The organism is Conexibacter sp. CPCC 205762 (genome assembly GCF_030646155.1).
GTDB lineage: Bacteria > Actinomycetota > Thermoleophilia > Solirubrobacterales > Solirubrobacteraceae > Conexibacter.
Genome location: NZ_JAUTDN010000001.1, coordinates 220,902 through 241,067, shown reverse-complemented (window position 1 = coordinate 241,067; position 20,166 = coordinate 220,902). Strand labels below are relative to the sequence as shown.

The 20,166-nt window shown below is 74.6% G+C and carries 17 protein-coding genes; 15 read left to right on the top strand and 2 right to left on the bottom strand.

The annotated features are described in order from the left end of the window. Positions 1-41 precede the first annotated feature (41 nt). The 12 genes from Q7L73_RS01070 (at position 42) to Q7L73_RS01015 (ending at position 10,757) form a co-directional block, all read left to right on the top strand. Positions 42-893 (top strand): GntR family transcriptional regulator, encoded by an 852-nt coding sequence (locus tag Q7L73_RS01070; protein ID WP_304691234.1) that lies wholly within the window; start codon positions 42-44, stop codon positions 891-893. A 59-nt stretch (positions 894-952) separates the two neighbouring features. Then, complete coding sequence (locus tag Q7L73_RS01065; protein WP_304691233.1) at positions 953-2,413, top strand: FGGY family carbohydrate kinase; 1,461 nt, start codon at positions 953-955, stop codon at positions 2,411-2,413. After that, on the top strand, positions 2,413-3,360 hold the full coding sequence (locus tag Q7L73_RS01060) for a phosphotriesterase (protein ID WP_304691232.1): 948 nt from the start codon (positions 2,413-2,415) through the stop codon (positions 3,358-3,360). Before Q7L73_RS01065 ends, Q7L73_RS01060 begins: the two co-directional genes overlap by 1 nt. Next, complete coding sequence (locus Q7L73_RS01055) at positions 3,360-4,499, top strand: Gfo/Idh/MocA family protein (RefSeq protein WP_304691231.1); 1,140 nt, start codon at positions 3,360-3,362, stop codon at positions 4,497-4,499. The genes Q7L73_RS01060 and Q7L73_RS01055 overlap by 1 nt, the downstream gene beginning before the upstream one ends. Further along, complete coding sequence (locus Q7L73_RS01050; protein ID WP_304691230.1) at positions 4,496-5,170, top strand: bifunctional 4-hydroxy-2-oxoglutarate aldolase/2-dehydro-3-deoxy-phosphogluconate aldolase; 675 nt, start codon at positions 4,496-4,498, stop codon at positions 5,168-5,170. The genes Q7L73_RS01055 and Q7L73_RS01050 overlap by 4 nt, the downstream gene beginning before the upstream one ends. Next, the gene (locus Q7L73_RS01045) at positions 5,167-5,916 is read left to right on the top strand and encodes a creatininase family protein (RefSeq protein ID WP_304691229.1); all 750 of its coding nucleotides are present in this window, start codon (positions 5,167-5,169) and stop codon (positions 5,914-5,916) included. The genes Q7L73_RS01050 and Q7L73_RS01045 overlap by 4 nt, the downstream gene beginning before the upstream one ends. A gap of 95 nt (positions 5,917-6,011) precedes the next feature. Beyond that, positions 6,012-6,491, top strand: a complete 480-nt coding sequence (locus Q7L73_RS01040) for a metal-dependent transcriptional regulator (RefSeq protein ID WP_304691228.1) — start codon at positions 6,012-6,014, stop codon at positions 6,489-6,491. A gap of 96 nt (positions 6,492-6,587) precedes the next feature. Further along, positions 6,588-7,505: a TIGR03620 family F420-dependent LLM class oxidoreductase gene (locus Q7L73_RS01035; RefSeq protein ID WP_304691227.1), complete on the top strand. Its 918-nt coding sequence runs from the start codon at positions 6,588-6,590 to the stop codon at positions 7,503-7,505. 104 nt (positions 7,506-7,609) lie between these two features. Then, positions 7,610-8,344, top strand: coding sequence for a hypothetical protein (locus Q7L73_RS01030; protein WP_304691226.1), 735 nt, complete (start codon positions 7,610-7,612; stop codon positions 8,342-8,344). Positions 8,345-8,426: 82 nt separating this feature from the next. Further along, entirely contained in the window at positions 8,427-8,954 is a 528-nt protein-coding gene (locus tag Q7L73_RS01025; protein WP_304691225.1) for a ribonuclease H, read from the top strand. Positions 8,955-9,009: 55 nt separating this feature from the next. Continuing rightward, entirely contained in the window at positions 9,010-10,047 is a 1,038-nt protein-coding gene (locus Q7L73_RS01020) for a spermidine synthase (protein WP_304691224.1), read from the top strand. Then, on the top strand, positions 10,008-10,757 hold the full coding sequence (locus Q7L73_RS01015; RefSeq protein ID WP_304691223.1) for an MBL fold metallo-hydrolase: 750 nt from the start codon (positions 10,008-10,010) through the stop codon (positions 10,755-10,757). The genes Q7L73_RS01020 and Q7L73_RS01015 overlap by 40 nt, the downstream gene beginning before the upstream one ends. Here the strand turns inward: Q7L73_RS01015 and Q7L73_RS01010 are convergent. Next, positions 10,754-12,787, bottom strand: coding sequence for a phage holin family protein (locus tag Q7L73_RS01010; RefSeq protein ID WP_304691222.1), 2,034 nt, complete (start codon positions 12,785-12,787; stop codon positions 10,754-10,756). The genes Q7L73_RS01015 and Q7L73_RS01010 overlap by 4 nt on opposite strands. Before the next feature lie 96 nt (positions 12,788-12,883). Between Q7L73_RS01010 and Q7L73_RS01005 the strand changes: the two genes are divergently transcribed. Beyond that, the gene (locus Q7L73_RS01005) at positions 12,884-13,108 is read left to right on the top strand and encodes a hypothetical protein (protein WP_304691221.1); all 225 of its coding nucleotides are present in this window, start codon (positions 12,884-12,886) and stop codon (positions 13,106-13,108) included. A 10-nt stretch (positions 13,109-13,118) separates the two neighbouring features. On the opposite strand, the gene Q7L73_RS01000 is transcribed toward Q7L73_RS01005, so the two are convergent. Next, positions 13,119-16,469: a DEAD/DEAH box helicase family protein gene (locus Q7L73_RS01000; protein WP_304691220.1), complete on the bottom strand. Its 3,351-nt coding sequence runs from the start codon at positions 16,467-16,469 to the stop codon at positions 13,119-13,121. A 152-nt stretch (positions 16,470-16,621) separates the two neighbouring features. Between Q7L73_RS01000 and Q7L73_RS00995 the strand changes: the two genes are divergently transcribed. Then, positions 16,622-18,928 (top strand): PQQ-binding-like beta-propeller repeat protein, encoded by a 2,307-nt coding sequence (locus tag Q7L73_RS00995; RefSeq protein WP_304691219.1) that lies wholly within the window; start codon positions 16,622-16,624, stop codon positions 18,926-18,928. Between the two features lie 64 nt (positions 18,929-18,992). Continuing rightward, positions 18,993-20,141 (top strand): exonuclease SbcCD subunit D, encoded by a 1,149-nt coding sequence (locus Q7L73_RS00990; protein ID WP_304691218.1) that lies wholly within the window; start codon positions 18,993-18,995, stop codon positions 20,139-20,141. The last annotated feature ends 25 nt before the right edge of the window (positions 20,142-20,166 follow it).

Genomic DNA, 20,166 nt, shown 5'->3' with positions numbered 1-20,166 from the left:
GCCGGCGGGCGCTCGCTCGCCGGATCGACATGGAGGGATCGATGGAGCATCCGACGGCAACGCTGCAGGCAGAGGCGCTCGCTCCGGTCGACACGACCAGCGGCGTGCCGATCTACCGCCAGATCGCCGAACAGCTCGCGGCCCACCTGGAGTCGCTGCCGGTCGGGACGCGGCTGCCGTCGGAGACCGCCATCGCCAGACGGGCCGGCGTCAGCCGCGGCACCGCGGTGCAGGCGCTGCGCGAGCTGGAGCATCGCGACCTCGTCGTGCGCGTGCAGGGGTCGGGCACGTTCAAGGCGAGCCCCTCCCCCGGCTCCTTCACGCGCTCGCTCGACGCCGGCAAGCTGCCGTCGTTCTCCGAGGACCTCGAGCGCGCCGGCCACAGCACGCGCGAGCGGATCGAGCGCTGCGAGAGCGGCGCCGCCGACCACGAGACGGCCGCCGCGCTCGGGATCGAGCCCGGCGCCGCGATATGGGCGATCGAGCGGACCGTGCTGGCCGACGAGCGGCCGGTCGTCCACATCGCCTCCGCGCTGCGGGCCGACCGCTACCCCGAGATCGACCGCGACGCGATCGCCGCCGGCTCGCTCTACGCCTTCCTCGAAGCCCGCTACGGGACCGCCGGCCGCCCGACCTGGGCCGACGAGGAGTACAGCGCGCTGAACGCGACCGCCGAGCTGGCGACGAGGCTGCACGTGCCGGTCGACCGCGCGCTGCTGCGCTCCCGTCGTGTCGCCTACCTGGCCGACGGGCAGGCGGTCGAGCTGGTGCGCTCGTACATGCGCGCCGACGCCTACCGCGTGCGCGTGACGCTGCTGCCGGGCGAGGGCGACGCCGCCCCGGCGCGCGACGTCGAGCTGCGCGCGGACCTGCCCGCGACGGGGGCCACGTGACGCGCGGCGCGAAGGAGCCCCCGGCGAGTTCGCGCGACCGATCCGAGCCCGCAGGGCGAGTGATCGGCATCGACGTCGGCAGCTCCAGCGTCAAGGCGCTCGTGCTGGCCGGCGACGGCAGCGTCGTCGAGTCGGTCAGCACGGCGCACGCGCTCGTCCCCACCCCCGGCGCCGTCGAGGCCGACGCGCAGGGCTGGTGGGAGGCGACGCTGGCCGCGCTGCAGCAGCTGCGCACGCCGCTGCGCGAGATCGCCGCCGTCGGCCTCTCCGGCAACATGAGCAGCGTCGTGCTGCTGGATGGCGACGGCGAGCCGCTGCGGCCGGCGCCGCTGCTGGCCGACCCGCGCGGCGCCGCCGAGCTGGCCGCGCTCGACCCGGCGCTGCGCGCCGACCTGGCCGCGCGCTCGCGCCACCCCGTGACGACGATGTCGTCGCTCGCCGCGCTGCTGTGGCTGCGCGACCACGACGCCGCGACCTTCGCCCGCGCGCGGGTCTGGGTCCACGCGAAGGACTTCATCGGGCTGCGCCTGACCGGCGCGCTCGTCAGCGACGGCAGCGACGCGCACAACGCGCTCGTCCACGACGCGCTGAGCGGCGACTGGGACCGCGAGCTGATCGCGCGCGCCGGGCTCGATCCCGCGCTCTTCCCGCCGCTCGCAGACGGCGGCGCGGTGCGCGGCATGCTGACCGACGCGGCCGCGCGCGCGACCGGCCTCCCCGCCGGCATCCCGGTCGCCGTCGGCGGCGGCGACATGGCGACCGCGGCGCTCGGCGCCGGCGCCGTCGAGCCCGGCACGCTCGCGCTGTCGCTCGGCACCTCCGTCACCGCGATCGCGCCGCTCGCCAGCCCGCAGGCGTTCCACGACGACTGGATCGGCAAGCTGACGCTGCACCCGCTGCCCGGCGGCCGCGGCGCCTTCGCGCTCGCCTCGCTGCTGACCGGCGGGCTCGCGCTCAACTGGCTGCGGACGCTCGTCGGCGGCACGCTGGCGCTGCCGGACGGCGACGCCGTGATCCCCGACCCCGACGACGAGCTGGTCTTCGTGCCGCAGCTCTCCGGCGCCGGCTCGCCCGCCTTCGCCCCGCACCTGCGCGGCGCGCTGCTCGGCCTCACGCCGCACGTGCGCGGCGAGCGGATCGCGCTGGCGCTGTTCGAGGCGATCGCCTTCGAGCTGAAGACGATCGCCGAGCTGGTCGGCCCCGACGCCGCCGCCCGCGTCGTCGCGACCGGCGGCGGCGCGAACATCGGCGCCTGGGTCCAGACGCTCGCCGACGTGCTCGGCGCGCCGGTCGAGATCCTCTCCAGCCACGACGTCTCCGCCGTCGGAGCCGCGCTGCTGGCGCGTGACGCGCTCGGCGATCCGCTGCCCGCCAGCGCCGTCGGCCGCGTCGCCGGCGCGGTCGCCCCGCGGCCGCGGCACGCCGCCGCCTGGGCCGCCCGCCGCGAGCGCTACGCCGCCGCCCGCGCGCTCGCGCTCGCCTACTCCTCCTCTTCGCAAGCACCCGAAGGAACCGTCTGATGATCCGCACCGTCACCGGGGACATCGCCCCCGAGCAGCTCGGCGTCACCTACGCCCACGAGCACCTGATCGCGACCCCGCCGCAGTGGATGGCCGAGAAGGATCCCGACCTCGTGATCCTCGACCTCGACAAGGCGATCCTCGAGACGGAGCTGTTCCGTGCCGCCGGCGGCGTCTCGATGTACGAGGCGAGCGCCTGGGACTACGGCCGCGACGCCGCCGCGCTGAAGACGATCGCCGAGCGGACCGGCGTGCAGATCATCGCCACCGCCGGCTTCAACAAGGGCCTCTGGTTCCGCGACCGCGCCGGCGACTGGAGCACCGAGCAGTACGAAGAGCTGATGGTGCGCGAGGTGACCGAGGGGATCGGCGACACCGGCGTGCGCGGCGGCGTGATCAAGTTCGGCACCGGCTACAACTCGATCTCCGAAGCCGAGGAGCGGGTCGCGCGCGCCGCCGCCCGCGCCCACCGCCGCACCGGCGCGCCGCTGCACTCGCACACCGAGGCCGGCACGATGGCGCTGGAGCAGGTCGAGATCATGCGCGAGGAGGGCGTCGACGTGCGCCGCCTCGCGGTCGCGCACCTGACCCGCAACGTCGACCCCTGGTACCACCGCCAGGTCGCCGCGACCGGCGTCTTCCTCTCCTTCGACCAGCTGTCGAAGGTCAAGTACGGGCCGGAGTCTGACCGCGTCGACGCGACGATCGCGCTGATCGAGGCCGGCCACCTGGAGCAGCTGCTGCTCGGCGGCGACCTCGCGCGCCAGTCCGACCTGTACGCCTACGAGCGCGGGCCGGGGCTCAGATTCGTGCTGGAGACGTGGGTGCCGCGGCTGCGCTCGGAGCTGGGCGAGCGCGGGTACACCGACGCGAGAGTGGATGAGGTCGTGGAGACGCTGCTGGTCCACAACCCGCGCCGCTACTTCAGCTTCACGGCGCCGTACTGATGGGCCTGACCGCCGCCGTCGCGGGGATCCGCCACCCGCACGTGTTCGTGCGCGTCGCGCAGCTGCGGGCGCGCGCGGACGTCGAGCTGCTGGGGTTTCACGAAAGCGATGCCGGGCTCGCGGAGCGCTTCGCGTCGGAGACCGGGCTGCGGCGCTTCGCATCACTCGACGAGCTGCTCGCGCTGAAGCCCGACCTGCTCGTGAGCGAGGCGCTCGACACCGAGCTGCCCGACCTCGCGCTCGCCGCGGCGCCGCACGTGCGGGCACTGCTGCTGGAGAAGCCGGGCGCGTCCGGCCTCGCTGAGATGGAGCGGATGGTCAGCGGCCTGGCCCAGCACGAGGTCGAGGTAGAGATCGCCTACCAGCTGCACCACTCGCCCTCGATCGCGCGGATGCGCGAGCTGCTCGCCTCCGGCGCGCTGGGCCAGATCACGCTCGCCCGCTTCAACTGCGGCTGCCCGATCGGCTGCGGCGACGAGCTGTGGCAGTCGGTCCCCGGCGACCTCGGCGGCGTCGTCTTCACCGAGGGCTGCCACATGCTGCAGCTGATCGTCGACGCGCTCGGCGTCCCGTCGGAGGTGATGGGGATGGTCGAGCGGCTGCCGGCCGGCACCGTCGTCCGCTCCGACGTCGTCAAGCGCGACCTGTTCGCCGATCCGCTGCCCGACGACACGGCCGCGGTCGGCCGCCTGCTGTACGAGGACGTCGGCGGCGCGCTGCTGCGCTACCCGACGCTGCTGGCGACGCTCGACGTGACCGCCTGGGAGTCGAGCGACTGGGTCCACAACTGGTGGCTGGAGTTCCAGGGTGTCAACGGCACGCTGAAGGTCCGCCCCGTGCCGCCGTCGCTGACGCTGGAGCTGCGCACGGCCGCCGCCGGGATCGCCGCCGGCCGCCACGAGCAGACCTGGCCGAGCCCCGCCGGCCACGAGCTGACGCTCGTCCCCGACCCCGCCTACGACCGCCAGCTCGACGCGCTGCTCGACCGCCTCCGCTCCGGCGCCGCGCCGTCGCAGGCGTCGCTGCTGCAGGCGCGCGACGTGATCCGCGTGCTCGACGCGATCTACCGCTCTTCCGCGCGCCGCGCCGCCGTCGCGCTCCCCGCCACCACCGCCCCCGAGGAGACCGTCTCCGCATGACCGCCGCTGCCGTTGCAGACCACGCTCAGACCCTCGACGCGCTGCGCGCCGCCGGCGTGCTCGCCGTCGTCCGCGCCCCCTCCGCGCAGGCCGCGATCGACGCTGCCGACGCGCTCGTCGCCGGCGGGGTGCGCGGGATCGAGATCACCTACTCGACGCCCGACGTGCCGGCCGCGCTGGCTGGGATCCGCGCGCGCCATGGCGACACGGTCGTGCTCGGCGCCGGCACGCTGCTCGACCCGCCGCAGGCGGCCGAGGCCGCCGACGCCGGCGCCGCGTACCTCGTCTCGCCCGGCCTCGACGACGAGCTGGTCACGGCGATGAGGGCGACCGGCCGCGTCGTGATGGCCGGCGCCGTGACGCCGACCGAGGTGATGCGCGCCCGCCGCCTCGGCGTCGACGTCGTGAAGCTGTTCCCCGGCTCGCTCGGCGGCCCGGCCCTGCTGAAGGCGCTGCGCGCGCCGTTCCCGCAGCTGTCGTTCCTGCCGACCGGCGGCGTCAGCGCCGCCAATGTCGGCGAGTGGTTCGCGGCCGGCGCGCTCGCCGTCGCCGCGGGCGGCGAGCTGGCCCCGGCCACCGCGCTGCGCGACGGCGACTGGGAGCTGGTGACGGAGCGCTCGAAGGCGTTCGTCGCCGCCGTCGCCGCGGCCCGCGGCGGGGTGACGGCGTGAGCGCCGCGGCCGTCTCCTACGAGCTGCTCAACGACGGCGAGGTGAAGCAGCTGCTCGCGCGCAGACCGGTCGCGCTGCTGCCGCTCGGCGCGGTCGAGAACCACGGCGAGCACCTGCCGCTGTCGACCGACAACCTGCTCGCCGACGCCGTCGCACGCCAGGTCTCCACGCGCGTCGCGGACAGCGTCGTGCTGCCGGCGCTGCCGTACGGCCAGGTCTGGTCGACGAGCGCCTACGCCGGCACGATCTCGCTGACGCTGGAGACGATGGTCAACGCGCTCTACGAGATCGGCGCCTCGCTGTTCGCGCAGGGCGTGCCGCTGCTCGCCTTCGTCAACGGCCACATGGGCAACCTCGACGCGATGAAGCTCGCCGCCCGCCGCCTCCACGACGAGCACGGCATGAAGGTGCTGTCGCTGACCTACCCGGGGATCGGCGAGATCTCGCGGGCGGTGCTGGAGGAGCAGCGGGTCCACCCCTCCTACTTCCACGCGTGCGAGCTGGAGACGTCGTACATGCTCCACCTCGCGCCCGAGCACGTGAGAATCGAGCTGGCGAGACCCAACCGCCCGACGCTCCCGGCCGACATCGACGTCTCGCCGACGCCGTGGCACACCTTCTCGCCCGACTCGCCCGTGCTCGGCGACCCGACGCTCGCGACCGCCGACAAGGGCCGCGCGATCATCGACGTCGCCGTCGCGACGATCGTCGAGCTGATCGAAGGGGCGCGCGCAGGGCTCGCCTGAGCGACTCCGCAGAAGTTAGGGCGACCGTAATTCCGACCCCGCGACTGTGTTTAACGGCTGGCTATCTTTAGCGCCTTGCGTTATCATTCCGGGCCATGACGGAGCAGACGACGTCCCCTAGCCGCGCCGAGTCGCGCTACCTCGAGACGATCGCCCAGCTTGGAGGCGATCGTCACACCGTTGCGGCGGCCGCCGTCGCCCGTGCGCTGGACCTTTCAGCGCCGACCGTCCACGAGATGCTCCGTCGCCTCGCGCGGGACGGCTACATCGAGAGAGCCGCCCAGCGCGGCTGGCAGCTGACCGCCGCCGGCCGCCACGAGGCGGCCGCGATGCGCCGCCGCCGCTCGGTCGTCGAGCGCTTCCTGCGCACGCAGACGACGATCCCCGCCGAGGAGATCGCCGACGAGGCCGACCACCTGCTGGCGGCGATCTCGCCGAAGCTCGAGCAGCACCTGCGGCTCGCGAGCTGGACCGGCGAGCGCCCCTGCGACACCTCCCCGGTCGCGGTCAGCGATCGCATCAGGACGCAGACCCCGCGCAGCAGCGCGGGCCGCCGCCCCTCCGCCGCGCGCTAGACGGCAGTCACATCGACGCACCCTGCGCCCGCGCCATGCGGGCGCTTTGCGTTGGGGCTTTGACGTTTCGACGTATGTCGAACTAGACTGGGTCACATGAGCGAACCCAGTGCTGTGCCCACCGCCCGCGACCGGATCGGCGCCACCGGCGTCTGGCTGTCGTCGCTGGCCACCGTCTCCGCCGCCGAGGGCGCCGCCGCGGCGCGCACGATCGAGCGGCTCGGCTACGGCGCGCTGTGGTTCGGCGAGACGCCGGTCGGCAAGGAGGCGTACACGCACGCCGGGCTGCTGCTGAGCGCGACCGAGCGGCTCGTGGTCGCGACCGGGATCGCCAACATCTGGGCGCGTGACGCGCGCGCGACCGTCAACGCCGCCGAGGCGCTCGGCGAGGCCTACCCGGAGCGGTTCCTGCTCGGGCTCGGCGTCAGCCACGCGCCGCTGGTGAACATGCGCGGCCACGACTACGCCAAGCCGCTCGCCGCGATGACCGCCTACCTCGACGGGATGACGGAGGCGGGCGCCAGCTACGCCGGCCCGAAGGCCGACCCGCCCGTGCCGGTCGTGCTCGCCGCGCTCGGGCCGAAGATGGTCGAGCTGTCACGCGATCGCACCGCCGGCGCGCACCCGTATCTGATCACCCCCGAGCACACCGCCCGCACGCGCGCGCTGCTCGGCCCCGCGCCGCTGCTGGCGCCCGAGCACGCGGTCGTGCTGGAGAGCGATCCGGAGCTGGCGCGCGAGGTCGGGCGCGGCTTCCTGAAGCTCTACCTGACGCTCCCCAACTACACGAGAAACCTGGAGACGCTCGGCTTCGCGCAGCGCGACTTCGCCGACGGCGGCAGCGACCGGCTCGTCGACGCGCTCGTCGCCTGGGGCGACGCCGAGACGGTCGTCGCGAAGCTCGGCGCCCACCGTGAGGCGGGCGCCGACCACGTCGCGATCCAGCCGCTCGCGCCGACCCTGGAGGGCCAGCTGGAGCAGCTCGAGGAGCTGGCGCCGCTGCTCGTCCCCTGAGCCTCCTGCCAGGGATCCCTGAGCACCCTCTCAGCGTTCTTAGGCCGCTCTCAGATCCGGCTGGTGCCATGGAACGCAAGCAAGCAACCGGAGGAGCAACCCCCGTGAATCGCAGACTGACCGGCCGTGCGCTCGCCGGCGCGGCAGCCGCGCTCGTGCTCACCGGCGGCGGCGTCGCCGTCGCAGCCAGCAACAACGGCAGCACCACCCCGTCGAGACCGGACGCCAACAGCGCGCCGCAGCCGCCGAGCGGGCCGGACGGCGCGAGAGGCTTCGGCCCCGGCGGCCCCGGCGGACCGGGCGGCCCCGGACACGGCGGCCGCGGCTTCGGCTTCGGCGGCTTCGGTGACGTCGGCAGAACCGCCGCCGACTACCTCGGCCTCAGCGCGGACGAGCTGCAGACGCAGCTGAGAGACGGCAGATCGCTCGCCGACGTCGCCAGAGCGCAGGGCAAGGACGTCGACGGCCTGATCGACGCGCTCGTGACGGCCGCGACGGAGCGGCTCGACAGAGCGGTCGCCGACGGCTGGCTCGGCGAGAGAGGCCGCGACCAGCTCGTCAGAGACCTGAGAGAGCGGATCACCGCGCTCGTCAACGCCGACCTGCCGAGACCGCCCGCCTTCCCGGGCAGAGGCGACAGAGCGGGCAGAGGCTTCCGCGGCGCGCCGGGCTGCGGGCCGGGCGGCCCGGGCGGCCGTGGCTTCCCGGGCAGACCGGGCGACAGAGCCGGCAGACCCGCGCCGAGAGCCGACAGAAGCGACAGATCCGACAGCGACGACCAGGGCTCGACGCAGCCGGGCAGCTGGTCGGGCGGCAGCGGCGACCTCGTCCCCGCCTGATCGCGGCGGCGGCGGGGGCGGGCGGGTCCGTCTCGTTCCCGCCGGGCGCGCCGACCGACCGGCGCGCTACCCTTCCGCGCCGATGTCACCAGCTCCCCGCCGCCGCCCCAGACGAAGCAAACCGGTCGAGACCCCCGTCGAGCAGCTGCTCGGCGAGGCGCTCGTGTGGACCGACGGAGCCTGCAAGGGCAACCCCGGCCCTGGCGGCTGGGCCGCGATCGTCGTCCCCGCCGACGGCGGCTCGCCGCTGGAGTACTCCGGCGGCGATCCTGCCACGACCAACAACCGGATGGAGTACACCGCCGCGCTGGAGGGCATGCGCTCGCTGCCGGCCGGCAGCAAGGTGTGCATCGTCACCGACTCGCAGCTGATGCTGAACTCGATGACGAGATGGATCGCCGGCTGGAAGCGCAAGGGCTGGAAGACGGCCAGCGGCGACCCGGTCAAGAACCAGGACCTCGTGCAGGCGCTCGAAGCCGAGATCGCCCGCCACGAGAACGTCCGCTGGCACTGGGTGCGCGGTCATGAGACCGGCTCCGACCACGAGCACAAGGCGCTCAACGACCGCGCCGACAGACTCGCCGTCGCCGCGGCCGCCGCCGTCGCCTGATCCGGCGCCCGCGTCGACGGCGGCCGATCGGCCGCCGTCGTGCATCCTGTTGGGAATGGCCTCGCGCTCCCGCTCCCGCTCCGGCTCTCGCGCGCGTCACGAGCGCGACGACCGCCGCTGGTCCGGCGAGCCGGTCGAGCTGCAGACGCCGTTCGCGCTCGCGCAGGTGATCCCCGAGGCCGGCCGGCCGTGGCGGCGGCTGCTGCGGCTCGACGGCGAGGACTGCTCGCACGTCGACCTGCGCGACCCGACCGCGATCGACTTCGCCTACGTGCGCCGCTTCGCCGACCTCTGCGACCTGCTGGCGCCACGCGGCGAGCCGCTTGACGTCGTCCATCTCGGCGGCGGCGGCTTCACGCTGCCGCGCTACGTGCTCGCGACGCGGCCGGGCGCGCGCAACGAGGTGGCGGAGATCGACCCGGGCCTGGTCGAGCTGGCGCGCGCCGAGCTGGGGCTGCGCAGCGAGCGCGGGCTGCGCGTGCGCGTGCTCGACGCGCGCGAGCTGCTGGAGCGGCGCGACCCGGCCAGCGCCGACCTCGTCGTGCTCGACGCCTTCCACGGGACGAACGTGCCGTCGCACCTGACGACGCTGGAGTTCGTCGCCGCCGCGCGGCGGGCGCTGCGACCGGGCGGCGCGTTCGCCGCGAACGTGATCGACGTGCCGCCGCTGGAGGTCGCGCGCGGCGTCGCGGCGGCCGCCGCCGAAGTCTTCGAGCAGGCCGCGGTGATGGCGACGCGCAAGACGATCAGAGGCCGCCAGGGCGGCAACGTCGTCGTCTTCGGCGCCGCCGCCGGCCTGCTGCCGCTGGCCGAGCTGGGCCGGCGGGCGCTGCGCGGCGGCGTGCCCGAGCTGGCCGTCAGCGGCGAGGAGCTGACGCGCTGGCTCGGCGGCGCGCGGCCGTTCCGCGATCCGGAGCCGCCCGCACAGCCCGCCGACGCGCCCGCGCCGGAGGCTCATCCGCTGCGCGCCGCGTCCCCGCCGCAGCCCGCCGACGCGCCCGCCCCAGAGGCCGACCCGCTGCGCACCGCGTCGCCGCCTGCGAGAGTGGGCGCGTGCGACGGATCACCTGGCTCGGCCACGCCACCGTCCTGATCGAGACCGACAGCGGCGCGCGGCTGCTGACCGATCCGCTGCTGCGCGGGCGGGTCGCGCATCTGCGGCGGCACGCGCCGGCGCCGCCGGACGCCGCCGCGCTCGGGGCGCTCGACGCGGTGCTCGTCTCGCACGTGCACCACGACCACCTCGACCGCCCCTCGCTGCGGACGCTCGCCGCGCGCGAGACCGAGGTCGTGCTGCCGCTCGGCGGCCGCAAGCTCGTCGGCGGGCTCGGCTTCGGCGCGGTCCGCGAGGTCGGCAGCGGCGTGCGGCTGCGCGCCGGCGCGGCCGAGGTCGAGGTCGTCCCCGCCTGGCACCCGACGAGACGCTGGCCGCGCTCGCCGCAGCTCGACGCGCTCGGCTACCTGGTCGAGGGGATCTGGTTCGCCGGCGACACCGACCTGGACGAGCGGATGGGCGAGCTGCGCGGTCGCGTCGAGGTCGCGCTCGTGCCGATCTGGGGTTGGGGCCCGTCACTCGGCCCCGGCCACCTCGACCCGAGCGGCGCGGCGCGCGCGGTCGCGCTCGTGCGCCCGCGGGTCGCGATCCCGATCCACTGGGGCACCTATCTCCCTTATGGCCTCGCCCGCCGCCACGGCGGCCTGCTGACCTCGCCGGCCGGCGACTTCGCGACCGCCGTCGCGCGGGTCGCGCCGGGCACGCGCGTCGAGACGCTCGCTCCCGGCGCGTCCTTCGAGCTGCCCTAGCCGGTGAAAGCGTCGTAGCCGTCGTGGCCGAGCTGGTGCAGCCAGCCGCAGAAGATGCGGTGGATCGTCTCCGAGCCGACGACGTCCTCGCCGCGCGCGGCCGGCCATGGCAGCTCGGCCGGGTGGAGCACGAACGGCTGCGCCTGCGTGCCGCCGAGCCCGCCGTGGGAGCCGACCAGCTCCTCGAACGCGGCGACCTCGTCGGTGTCGGCCCAGTAGGTGCTGTTGACGACGATGTCCGGGCAGGTCGAGAAGCGGTCGGTGCGGCGGACGTGGTCGGCGGCGCGCGGGCCGTACGGCGCCAGCGGGTCCTCCCCCTCGACGACGCCGCGGTCGAGCAGGTGACGGCCGTCGGCGCCGAGCACGACGGCGCCGTCCCGCTCCGATCTGACGAGCACGAAGCCGATCCCGGGGTGGGTGCGGAGCGTGTCGAGCAGGCCCGGGCGACGCTGCTCGATCTGCTCCAGCGTGACGCGGCCGGGCTCGCGCGGGAACGAGATCAGGCCGAGGTTGCCGGAGGCCATCACGGCGATCTCCGGCGGCTGCTCGCCCGCTTCCAGCTGCGCCTTCTCGGTCTGTCTGTCCGCGAGCCTTCTCGCCGCCCTGCCGGTGACGCCGGGCCGCGTCCCCAGCTCGGCGATGCCGGCGCGCAGCTGGCCGCGGCTCTCGTCGGACTCGGCGCTCGTCGCGGCAGCGACCGACCCGTCGCCGCAGGTCCGTCTGACGAGCTGCTCCAGCGACTCGTGGTAGCGCTGCAGGAAGGTCGCGCCCTGGCTCTGGCCGTGGTCGGCGAGCACGACCAGTCTGTACGGCCGCGGCGCGTGCTCGACGGCGGCGGCGATCCGCGCGATCGCGCGGTCGACCCGCCGCAGCACCGCGAGCGTCTCCGGCCGCTCGACGCCCGAGTGGTGCGCGACCTCGTCGTAGGCGAGGAAGGTCGTGTAGACGACTGGGCGGCCGGCGAGCACGTCGGCGGTGACGGCGGCGACCTGCAGGTCGAGCTGGATCACGGTGCCGAAGGCGCGCATCAGCGGGTAGCTGCCGCCGCGGTCGATCCGCGGGCGCACGTCGCGGCGGACCTGCTGGATCGCCGACCAGCGCTCGGAGACGATCTCGCCGAGGCAGCGCATGAACGTCAGCGCGACGCCGTACGGGCTGGCGAAGTAGGCGAAGTAGTCCTGCCCGAGCCGGCCCTGGCGTCTGCGGTCGAGCACGGTGCTCATCGTCAGCAGCGAGTGGGGCGCGTCGCCGGAGAGGATGTTCGCGCGGCTGGCGCCGTCGGCGTGCAGCAGGCCGCGCCCGTCCGAGGCGCGCCGCTCCAGCTCGGCGGCGTCCTTCGGATGGTTGGTGACGATCGCTCTGCCGTGCTCCTTCTCCCACCAGCGGAAGGCCGGCATGTCGTCGTTTCTGCCATGCAGGATGCCCGCCTGGCACGCGCCGGTCTGGGACGACCAGTCGGTCTCCCAGCGCTTCAGCTCGTGACTGCCGTCGTGCAGCCAGCGGGCGAGCGCGGGCGCGTTGCCGTCGCGCAGCGCGCGCTGGGCGATCTCGTGCGCGAGCCCGTCGATCTCGAGGAAGAGGATCCCCGGCACGTCGCTGTCGACCGCCAGCTGGGTCCGCTTCAGCTGCCGGCGGACGACATGGCGGTACCAGAGGTCGCCGGAGTCGAGCGCGAGGATCGCGTTCGAGATCGCCGACAGCGCCGTCAGCGCCAGCGTCACGACGACCGCGGTGCCGACGCCGTGGACGTGGACGCCCTCGTCGATCGCGGCGATCGCGAGCAGCACGACGCCGTTGAGCAGCAGCGCGCCGAGGCCGAGCGTCAGGACCGTGAACGGCAGCGCGACCCGGATCAGCAGCGGCCACAGCAGCGCGTTCGCGAGCCCGAGCAGGATCGCGAGCGCCAGCGCGGCGCCGAAGCCGTCGGCGTTGAAGCCGGGCAGGACCTCCGCCAGCAGGAGCAGCAGCAGGGCTTCGAGCAGCGTGACCGAGGCGAGTCGGCTCAGGCGGCGGACCGATCCGTTGCGCATGGTCGGAAGCATCGCGCATCCGGCCGTCAGGACGGACGTTTGCGGGTTTTCCGGTCTCGATTCAAGGATTGTGGAGCGGCTGCCGATTCCGCGGGTATGCGAACCGACCGCGACATGCCGGAGGCCTGGAGCCGGAACGCCGGGCGTTCTTCGGCCGAGATCACCGCCGCGATCGAGCGCGCCCGCAAGGTGCGTGCGACGGCCGCCCCCGCGCCGACGTCGATGGACGAGCTGGCCCAGCGCCGCCTCGCCCGCCGCGCCGCCGAGGACGCCCGCCGCAAGCTGCGCCCCACGGACCCGCCCGGTCCCCGCACGGCCTAGCCGTTCCTGGTCAGACCCAGAGGGTGCGATGGCTGGCCGCGTACGCGGCCGGCTCGTCCGTTGCTCGCAGCAGCAGCGCGCGCCCTTCCTCGCTGCCGCCGGTGTACTGAAGCGTCCCCTCCGGCGCGACCTGCGCGCGCCAGGCGTTCGCATAGGCGTCCGCGCGGGCGCGGTTGCGGCCGAGGTCGGACGGGACCGGATGCCAGTGCAGCTCCGGCTGCTCCCGCCCGGCGATCGCGCGGGCGGCGCGGATGGCGGTGGAGAGCGCGGAGTGAGGCTGCGCGGCGGTGGCGCGAGTGGCGAACGCGGGGCGCGGACGCGTGGCGCGATGATCCGGCGCCGGGCGCGGGCGGGTGGCGCGAGTGCCTGGCGCCGGGCGCGGGAGCGGGCGGCTGACGAGGTAGCGGTGTGCGGTCGCGCTGCCGATCGCCTCCTCCAGCGCGCCGGCGAAGCGGCGGTTCTCCTCGCTCGTGCCTGCGGCGAGCGCGACGCGGATCCGCCCGCCGAGCCGCGGCGCGAAGGCGAGGCTGGCCGCGCTGGCCGGTGCGATCTCGCCGAGCGCGACGTACGCCTCCGCGACCGCGCGCGCTGTCCGCTCCAGCGCCGGCGGTCCGGTCGGCACGCGTCCGCGCAGAGTCGCCTGGTGCAGCGCGAGCCCCGCCAGCACGAGCGCGACGCACACCATCCCGACCGCCGCCGCCGGATTCGCGGTCAGGCCCGCGACGACCGCCAGCACCAGCGCCACGATCGCCCCGCTCCCCGTCCCGCGCCCGCTCGACGGCAGCGGACGGGCGGGCGCGAACGCCGCAGCCCACGGCGCGGCTGACGCAGAGGCGGGCGCGTCTGACGCAGACCGCGGGGCGGCTTGCGCATTTCCGCGCGCGGATGTTGCAATTGCCGGCACGGATGACGCAGACCCTGGCGCGGATGACGCAGACGCGACGAGCAGCACCGGCAGCTCCTCCCCGCGGTAGGGCGCGCCGATCCGCCAGCGCTCGCGGGCGGCGTCGAGGCCGGCGGCGCGGTCGAGGGCGGCGAGGTTGAGGGCGGTGAACTGCTGCTCCGGCGGCGGCGCGTAGGGCGACAGCTGCGGGTGGACGTGCGAGACGCCCGACTCGATCGAGCCGTCCTCGCAGGGCGCGTGCAGGTGGGCGTGGCGGCGGACGAAGCGCTGGTAGTCGGCGGTGCCGCGCTCCAGCTCCGGATCGACGCAGACGACGTCCCAGTTGGAGGCGATCTTGCCGCCGTCGGCCGGGTCGAGCCGCAGCGAGCGGCCGCGCATCTGCCGCACCGAGACCGACGCCGCGACCGCCGTGCAGTCGATCAGCACGTTGACCGGCGGGCAGTCCCATCCCTCGCCCAGCAGCGCCCGCGTCCCGATCAGCACCCGCCCGCAGCGCTCCGCGTCGCGACCTCCGGACGTTCGACCCCCTGACAGGGGTGCGATCGTCCGGTCCTCGTGCGCCCCGGCCTGCGGCAGGTTCGCCCCGGCGGCGGCGAAGGCGCGCGTCACGGCCGGCACCCAGGTCGCGGTGGTCCAGTCGGGGTGGGCGGCGGTGAGGCGCACGAGCGGGACGTCGCCGCCCGCGCCCGGCAGCGGCTCGACCGTCAGCAGCGCGGCGAGCGGCTGCGGCAGCTCAGCCGCCAGCGCCTCGCGCCAGCGCGCGTGGTCGCCGACCGCGCACGCGACGGTCGTGCCCGTCACCAGCAGCGGCGCGAGCAGCTCCGTGCGCGTGTCGGCGGCGATCGCCCGCAGCAGCGCGAGCCCGCCGCCGAGCGTCAGCGAGGTCGACTCCGGAGCGCGCGCCGGCCGCTCGCTGTCGCACAGCACGACGCCCCGCAGCGCCTCCCCGCGCACGCCGTGCTCGGCGTCGAGCGCGTCGACCACCAGCAGCGACTTCGCGGCCGAGTGGACGAGCACGCGGTCGAGGTCGTCGCGGCCGGGGCGGATCCCGCGGCGGGTGAGCGCGTAGCCGAGGTCGGCGAGGCCGTCGGCGAGCTGCTGCCAGAGCCGCTCGGCGGCGTCGCCGGGATGGGCGCGCAGGCACCGCAGCGCCCAGTCGTCGAGCAGCACGAGCCAGTCGTCCAGCTCCAGCGGCGCGCGCGTCAGCTCGCCGCGGGGCGCGTCCGGCGGCAGCTCCAGCCCGCCCGAGGCGAGGTAGCGCAGCCCGGCGCGCGCGAGCCGCGGCTGGCGCTTGGCGAAGGCGGCGAACGAGAGCCGCGCCGGCTCGGCTGCGCCCGCACCTGCGATGCCGGCGCCGGCATCCGCCGCGTCCGCGTCAGCCGCGTCCTCGCCGTCGCCCACACCCGCTGCGTCGCCACCGGCGCCCGCGCCCGAGCCCGGGTCGCCGGCCGCCGCGAACGCCGTCGCCGCCTCCGCGTCCCGATACCGCATCCGCGCGATCGTCCAGGCGCCGAACGACAGCTCCTCCTCGGCGCTGCCGATCGGCGCCGGCGTCTGCAGCCGGTCGAGCAGCTCCTGGAAGCGGACGTGGTGCTCGCGCAGCCAGGCGCGCTCGCTCGCCAGCGGCGTCGTGAACAGCGCCAGCTCCTGGTAGGGCGCGAGGTAGCCCTCCTTGACGACCGCCGGCGTGGGGATCTCGAAGTCGACCTCGCCGAGCAGGTCGTCGTAGAGCACGGCCTCCTCGCCGCTGAGGTCGGCCGGGCTCGTCGCCGTCAGCCCGACGACGTGCACGTCGTCGCCGAGCGCCGCGATCACCGCGCGCACGAGATAGCCCCAGGTCGAGACGAGGTGGTGACACTCGTCGAGCAGGACCGTCCGCACGCCCGCCGCCTGCAGCTCCGCCAGCCGCGCGCGGGCGCCGTCGCCGAGCAGGTCGTGCGCCGCCAGCCCCAGCTCGCCGCCGCGCGCGATCTCGCGCTTGAGCGATGCCGTCACGGTCGCGACGTCGCGCTGCAGCCGTCTGCGCGCGGCGCCCTCCCACGCCTCCATCTCCGCTCGCGCCGCGTCGACCCCCACCGCCGTGTCGCGCGCCCGCTCCGCCGCCAGCCGCCCGAGCGCCGCTTCGGCCAGCGCCCCGCCCGGGTCCGCCGTCTGGCAGATCGCCTGGTACGTGTGGGCGTGCAGCGGCACCGCGTCGCCCCCGCCGAACAGCGCCAGCGCGCTCCCCCACTGCGCGCGGATCGCGCTCGTCGGGCACAGCACCAGCGCCGGCCGCCCCAGCCGCCGCGCGATCTCAAGCCCGATCACCGTCTTGCCCGACCCCGGCGGCGCGACGATGTGGGTCGCCCGCCGCCGCGCCGCCACGTCCGCGTCGAAGGCCGCCAGCGCCAGCTGCTGGTAGTGCCGCCACGCGGGCGTGAACGCCAGTCCGGACCAGCCGTCGGAGGTCGCCGTCATCGCGCAGACCGTACCCGGCGCCGGCCGCCCGCCGCGCACGAGCGGCGACGCGCCTGATTCCAGTTCCTTCGGTCGCCCGAAGACATCGGAACGGGTAGGCGAGACCCGTGAGCGCCGCGGCAGCGGCGGCGGGCGGAGGAACGGAGTCAGGCATGGGCAGCGACGGAGGCAGTGGGCTCTTCTGGGGCATCGTCGTCTCGACCGCGGTGGCGGTCGGGTTCGGCGTCTCGCTCCTCGCCGGGTACCTGATAGGTCACTTCACCGGGCATGACAAGACGACGACCGTCACCGTGACGGCGCCGGTGAGACCGAACGACACCAACCCCGAGACCGCCGCCGAGGCGGCCAACTCGCCGATCAACCCCGCCCCCGCCTTCACCAGCGCCGAGCTGGCCGCGCTGCCGCGCGAGAACTGGCTCACCAACGGCGGCTCGACCTACAACCAGCGTTACTCGCCGCTCACGCAGGTGACCGACAGAAACGTCAGTCAGCTGAGAGGCCTGTGGGAGGCCCGCTTCGACAGATCGGGCACGGCCGCCAAGTACAGCGGCGAGGCGACGCCGATCGTCTACGACGGCGTGATCTACACCGTCACCGGCAACGACGACGTCTTCGCCAACCGCGTCTCCGACGGCAGACGGCTGTGGAAGTACGAGTCGAACATCCCGCAGGACATCGACACGATCTGCTGCGGCTGGACCAGCCGCGGCGTCGCGATCGGCGCCGGTCAGGTCTACGTCGGCCAGCTCGACGGCAGACTGGTCGCGCTCGACCAGGCGACCGGCACCGTCAACTGGTCGTACTCGGTCGGCGACTGGAGAGACGGCGAGACGCTCACGAACGCGCCGCTCTACTACAACGGCCGCGTCTACACCGGCGTCTCCGGCGGCGAGTACGGCATCCGCGGCCGCCTGACCGCGGTCGACGCGCAGACCGGCAAGCTCGACTGGCGCTGGTGGGCGATTCCCGCGCCCGGCGAGGAGGGCAGCGACACCTGGCCGAGCAACGACGCCTGGAGAAACGGCGGCGCGCCGATCTGGCAGACGCCGGCCGTCGACCCCGAGCTGAACACGATGTACCTCTCGACCGGCAACGTCGCGCCCGACCTCAACGGCAAGAACCGCAGAGGCGACAACCTCTACGGCGCCTCGATCGTCGCGCTCGACCCGGCCACCGGCAAGGTCAAGTGGCACTTCCAGGCGGTCAGACACGACATCTGGGACTACGACATGCCGTCGCCCGTCGTGCTGTGGGACGCGGAGATCGACGGCAGAGAGGTCAAGGGCCTGTCGGAGCCGGCCAAGACCGGCTGGCTCTACATGCTCGACCGCGAGACCGGCAGACCGCTGCACGGGATCAGAGACATGCCGGTGACGCAGGACAAGGAGATCCAGGAGACGGCCGACACGCAGCCGATCCCCGACTACCCGCCGTTCGCGCCGCACGAGATCCGGCCCGAGGAGATCCAGACGATCCAGGCGATCCTCGACGCGCAGACGAGAGGCAGAAGAAGAGTCACCGTGCAGGCGGCGAGATCGATCTACGAGCCGTACACGAACATCCCGAAGGTGATCAAGCCCGGCCCGTCGGGCGGGACCAACTGGCCGCCGTCGTCGTTCAACCGCACGACCAACATGGTCTACATATGCGGCGCCGACACCTTCGCCGGCTACCTCACCGAGGGCCCGACGAGACCGGTCGTCGGCAGACAGTACCTCTCGTCGGTCTTCACGCTGCAGGGCTTCGGCACCTACCCCGGCCTGCTCGTCGCGCAGGACGTGACGACCGGCGAGATCGCCTGGACGAGAAGATTCACCGGCAGAAACGACGCCTGCTACTCGGGCACGACGACGACCGCCGGCAACCTCGTCTTCGTCGGCCGCAACAACGGCGAGCTGCAGGCCTTCAACGCTTCCACCGGCGAGCAGCTGTGGAGATTCCAGACCGGCGCCGGCGCCAACTCGACCCCCGCGATCTTCGAGTACAGAGGCAGACAGATGATCGCGTTCTACGCCGCCGGCAACTCGCTCGCGGGCACCTCCCACGGCGACTCGCTGTGGCTCTTCTCGCTCGACGGGAAGATCGGGCCGGTCGCGCCCGGCGCCGCCGCGAGAGCGATCGAGCACGCCGGCGAGGCCGGCCAGGTCGAGACCGAGAGAACGACCGTCCAGCCGTCCAACGACAGAGACAGAACGACCGAGTCGTCGGAGAACAGCGCCGGCGGCGCGGCCGCCAACGGCGCCCAGGTCTTCTCCGACAACTGCTCGGTCTGCCACGGCGCCGACGCCAGAGGCGGCAACGGCGGACCCGACCTGACGACGATCCCGTCCGCGAGAGACATGGCGGCGGTCCAGAGACAGGTCGAGAACGGCGGCGGCGGAATGCCGGCGTTCAGAGGGACGCTCAGCGCCGACGAGATCAGAGCGGTCTCGACGTACGTGACGACGCTCGTCAGATAGCGCCTCGCGCGCGCGATGCGGGCCGGGCGATTCCGTCCGGCCCGCCCTTCATCGTGGAGGGGCGATGGCTCGTTTCCTCCACACCGCCGACTGGCACCTCGGCCGCGCCTTCCACGGCGAGGACCTGCTGCGGTCACAGGCGGAGTTCGTCGACTTCGCGGTCTCGGTCGCGCGCGACGAGCAGGTGGACGGGATCCTCCTGGCCGGCGACCTCTACGACCGCGCGCTGCCGCCGGTCGACGCGGTGCGGCTGGCGTCGGAGGCGCTGGCGCGGCTGGCCGAGGTCGCGCCGGTCGTCGTCATCTCCGGCAACCACGACTCGGCCGCACGGCTCGGCTTCGGCGCGGAGCTGTTCGCGCGGGCGCGCGTCCACATCGCGACCGATCCCCTTCAGATCGGGACGCCGGTTGCTGTCGGCGGCGCGCTCGTCTATCCCCTCCCCTACCTGGAGCCCGATCTCGTGCGCGAGCCGCTCGGGGTCGAGGAGCGCTCGCACGCGGCCGTCACCGGGGCGGCGATGGCGCGGGTGCGGGCGGACGTCGCGGCGCGCGGCGCGGGCGCTGCCGCGGGCGGCGCGCCGGTGATCGTGATGGCGCACGCCTTCGTCTCCGGCGCGGCCGGCTCGGAGAGCGAGCGCGATCTCGCCGTCGGCGGCGCGGCGCACGTGCCGCCGGGTGCCTTCGCCGGCGCCGACTACGTCGCGCTCGGCCATCTGCACGGGCCGCAGATCGTCGGCGGCGGCGCGGGCCGCTACGCCGGCTCGCCGCTGGCCTTCTCCTTCAGCGAGGCGACGCAGAGAAAGTCGCTGGCGATCGTGGACACCGCATCGCCCGCCGACGTGACGCTGATCCCGGTCCCCGTCCCGCGTCCGCTGGCGACGCTGCGCGGCACGCTCGACGAGCTGCTCGCCGATCCGCGCCTGCGCGACCGCGAGGGCGCGTGGGTGCAGGCGACGCTGACCGATCCGGTCCGCCCCGGCGACGCGATGGAGCGGCTGCGGGCGCGCTTCCCGCATGCGGTCGTGCTCGCCTTCGACCCACAGGGCGACGCCGGCTCGCCGGCCGACTCCTACCAGCGCCTGCGCGGCCTGGACGACGACGAGCTGCTGCGCCGCTTCGTCGCCGACGTGCGCGGCAGCGACGCCGACGACGAGGAGCTGACGCTGCTGCGTGACGCGCTCACCGCCCGTCGCGTCGCCGAAGCCGTCGCGTAAGCGACGCCGGTCGCTTGTCGCGCGC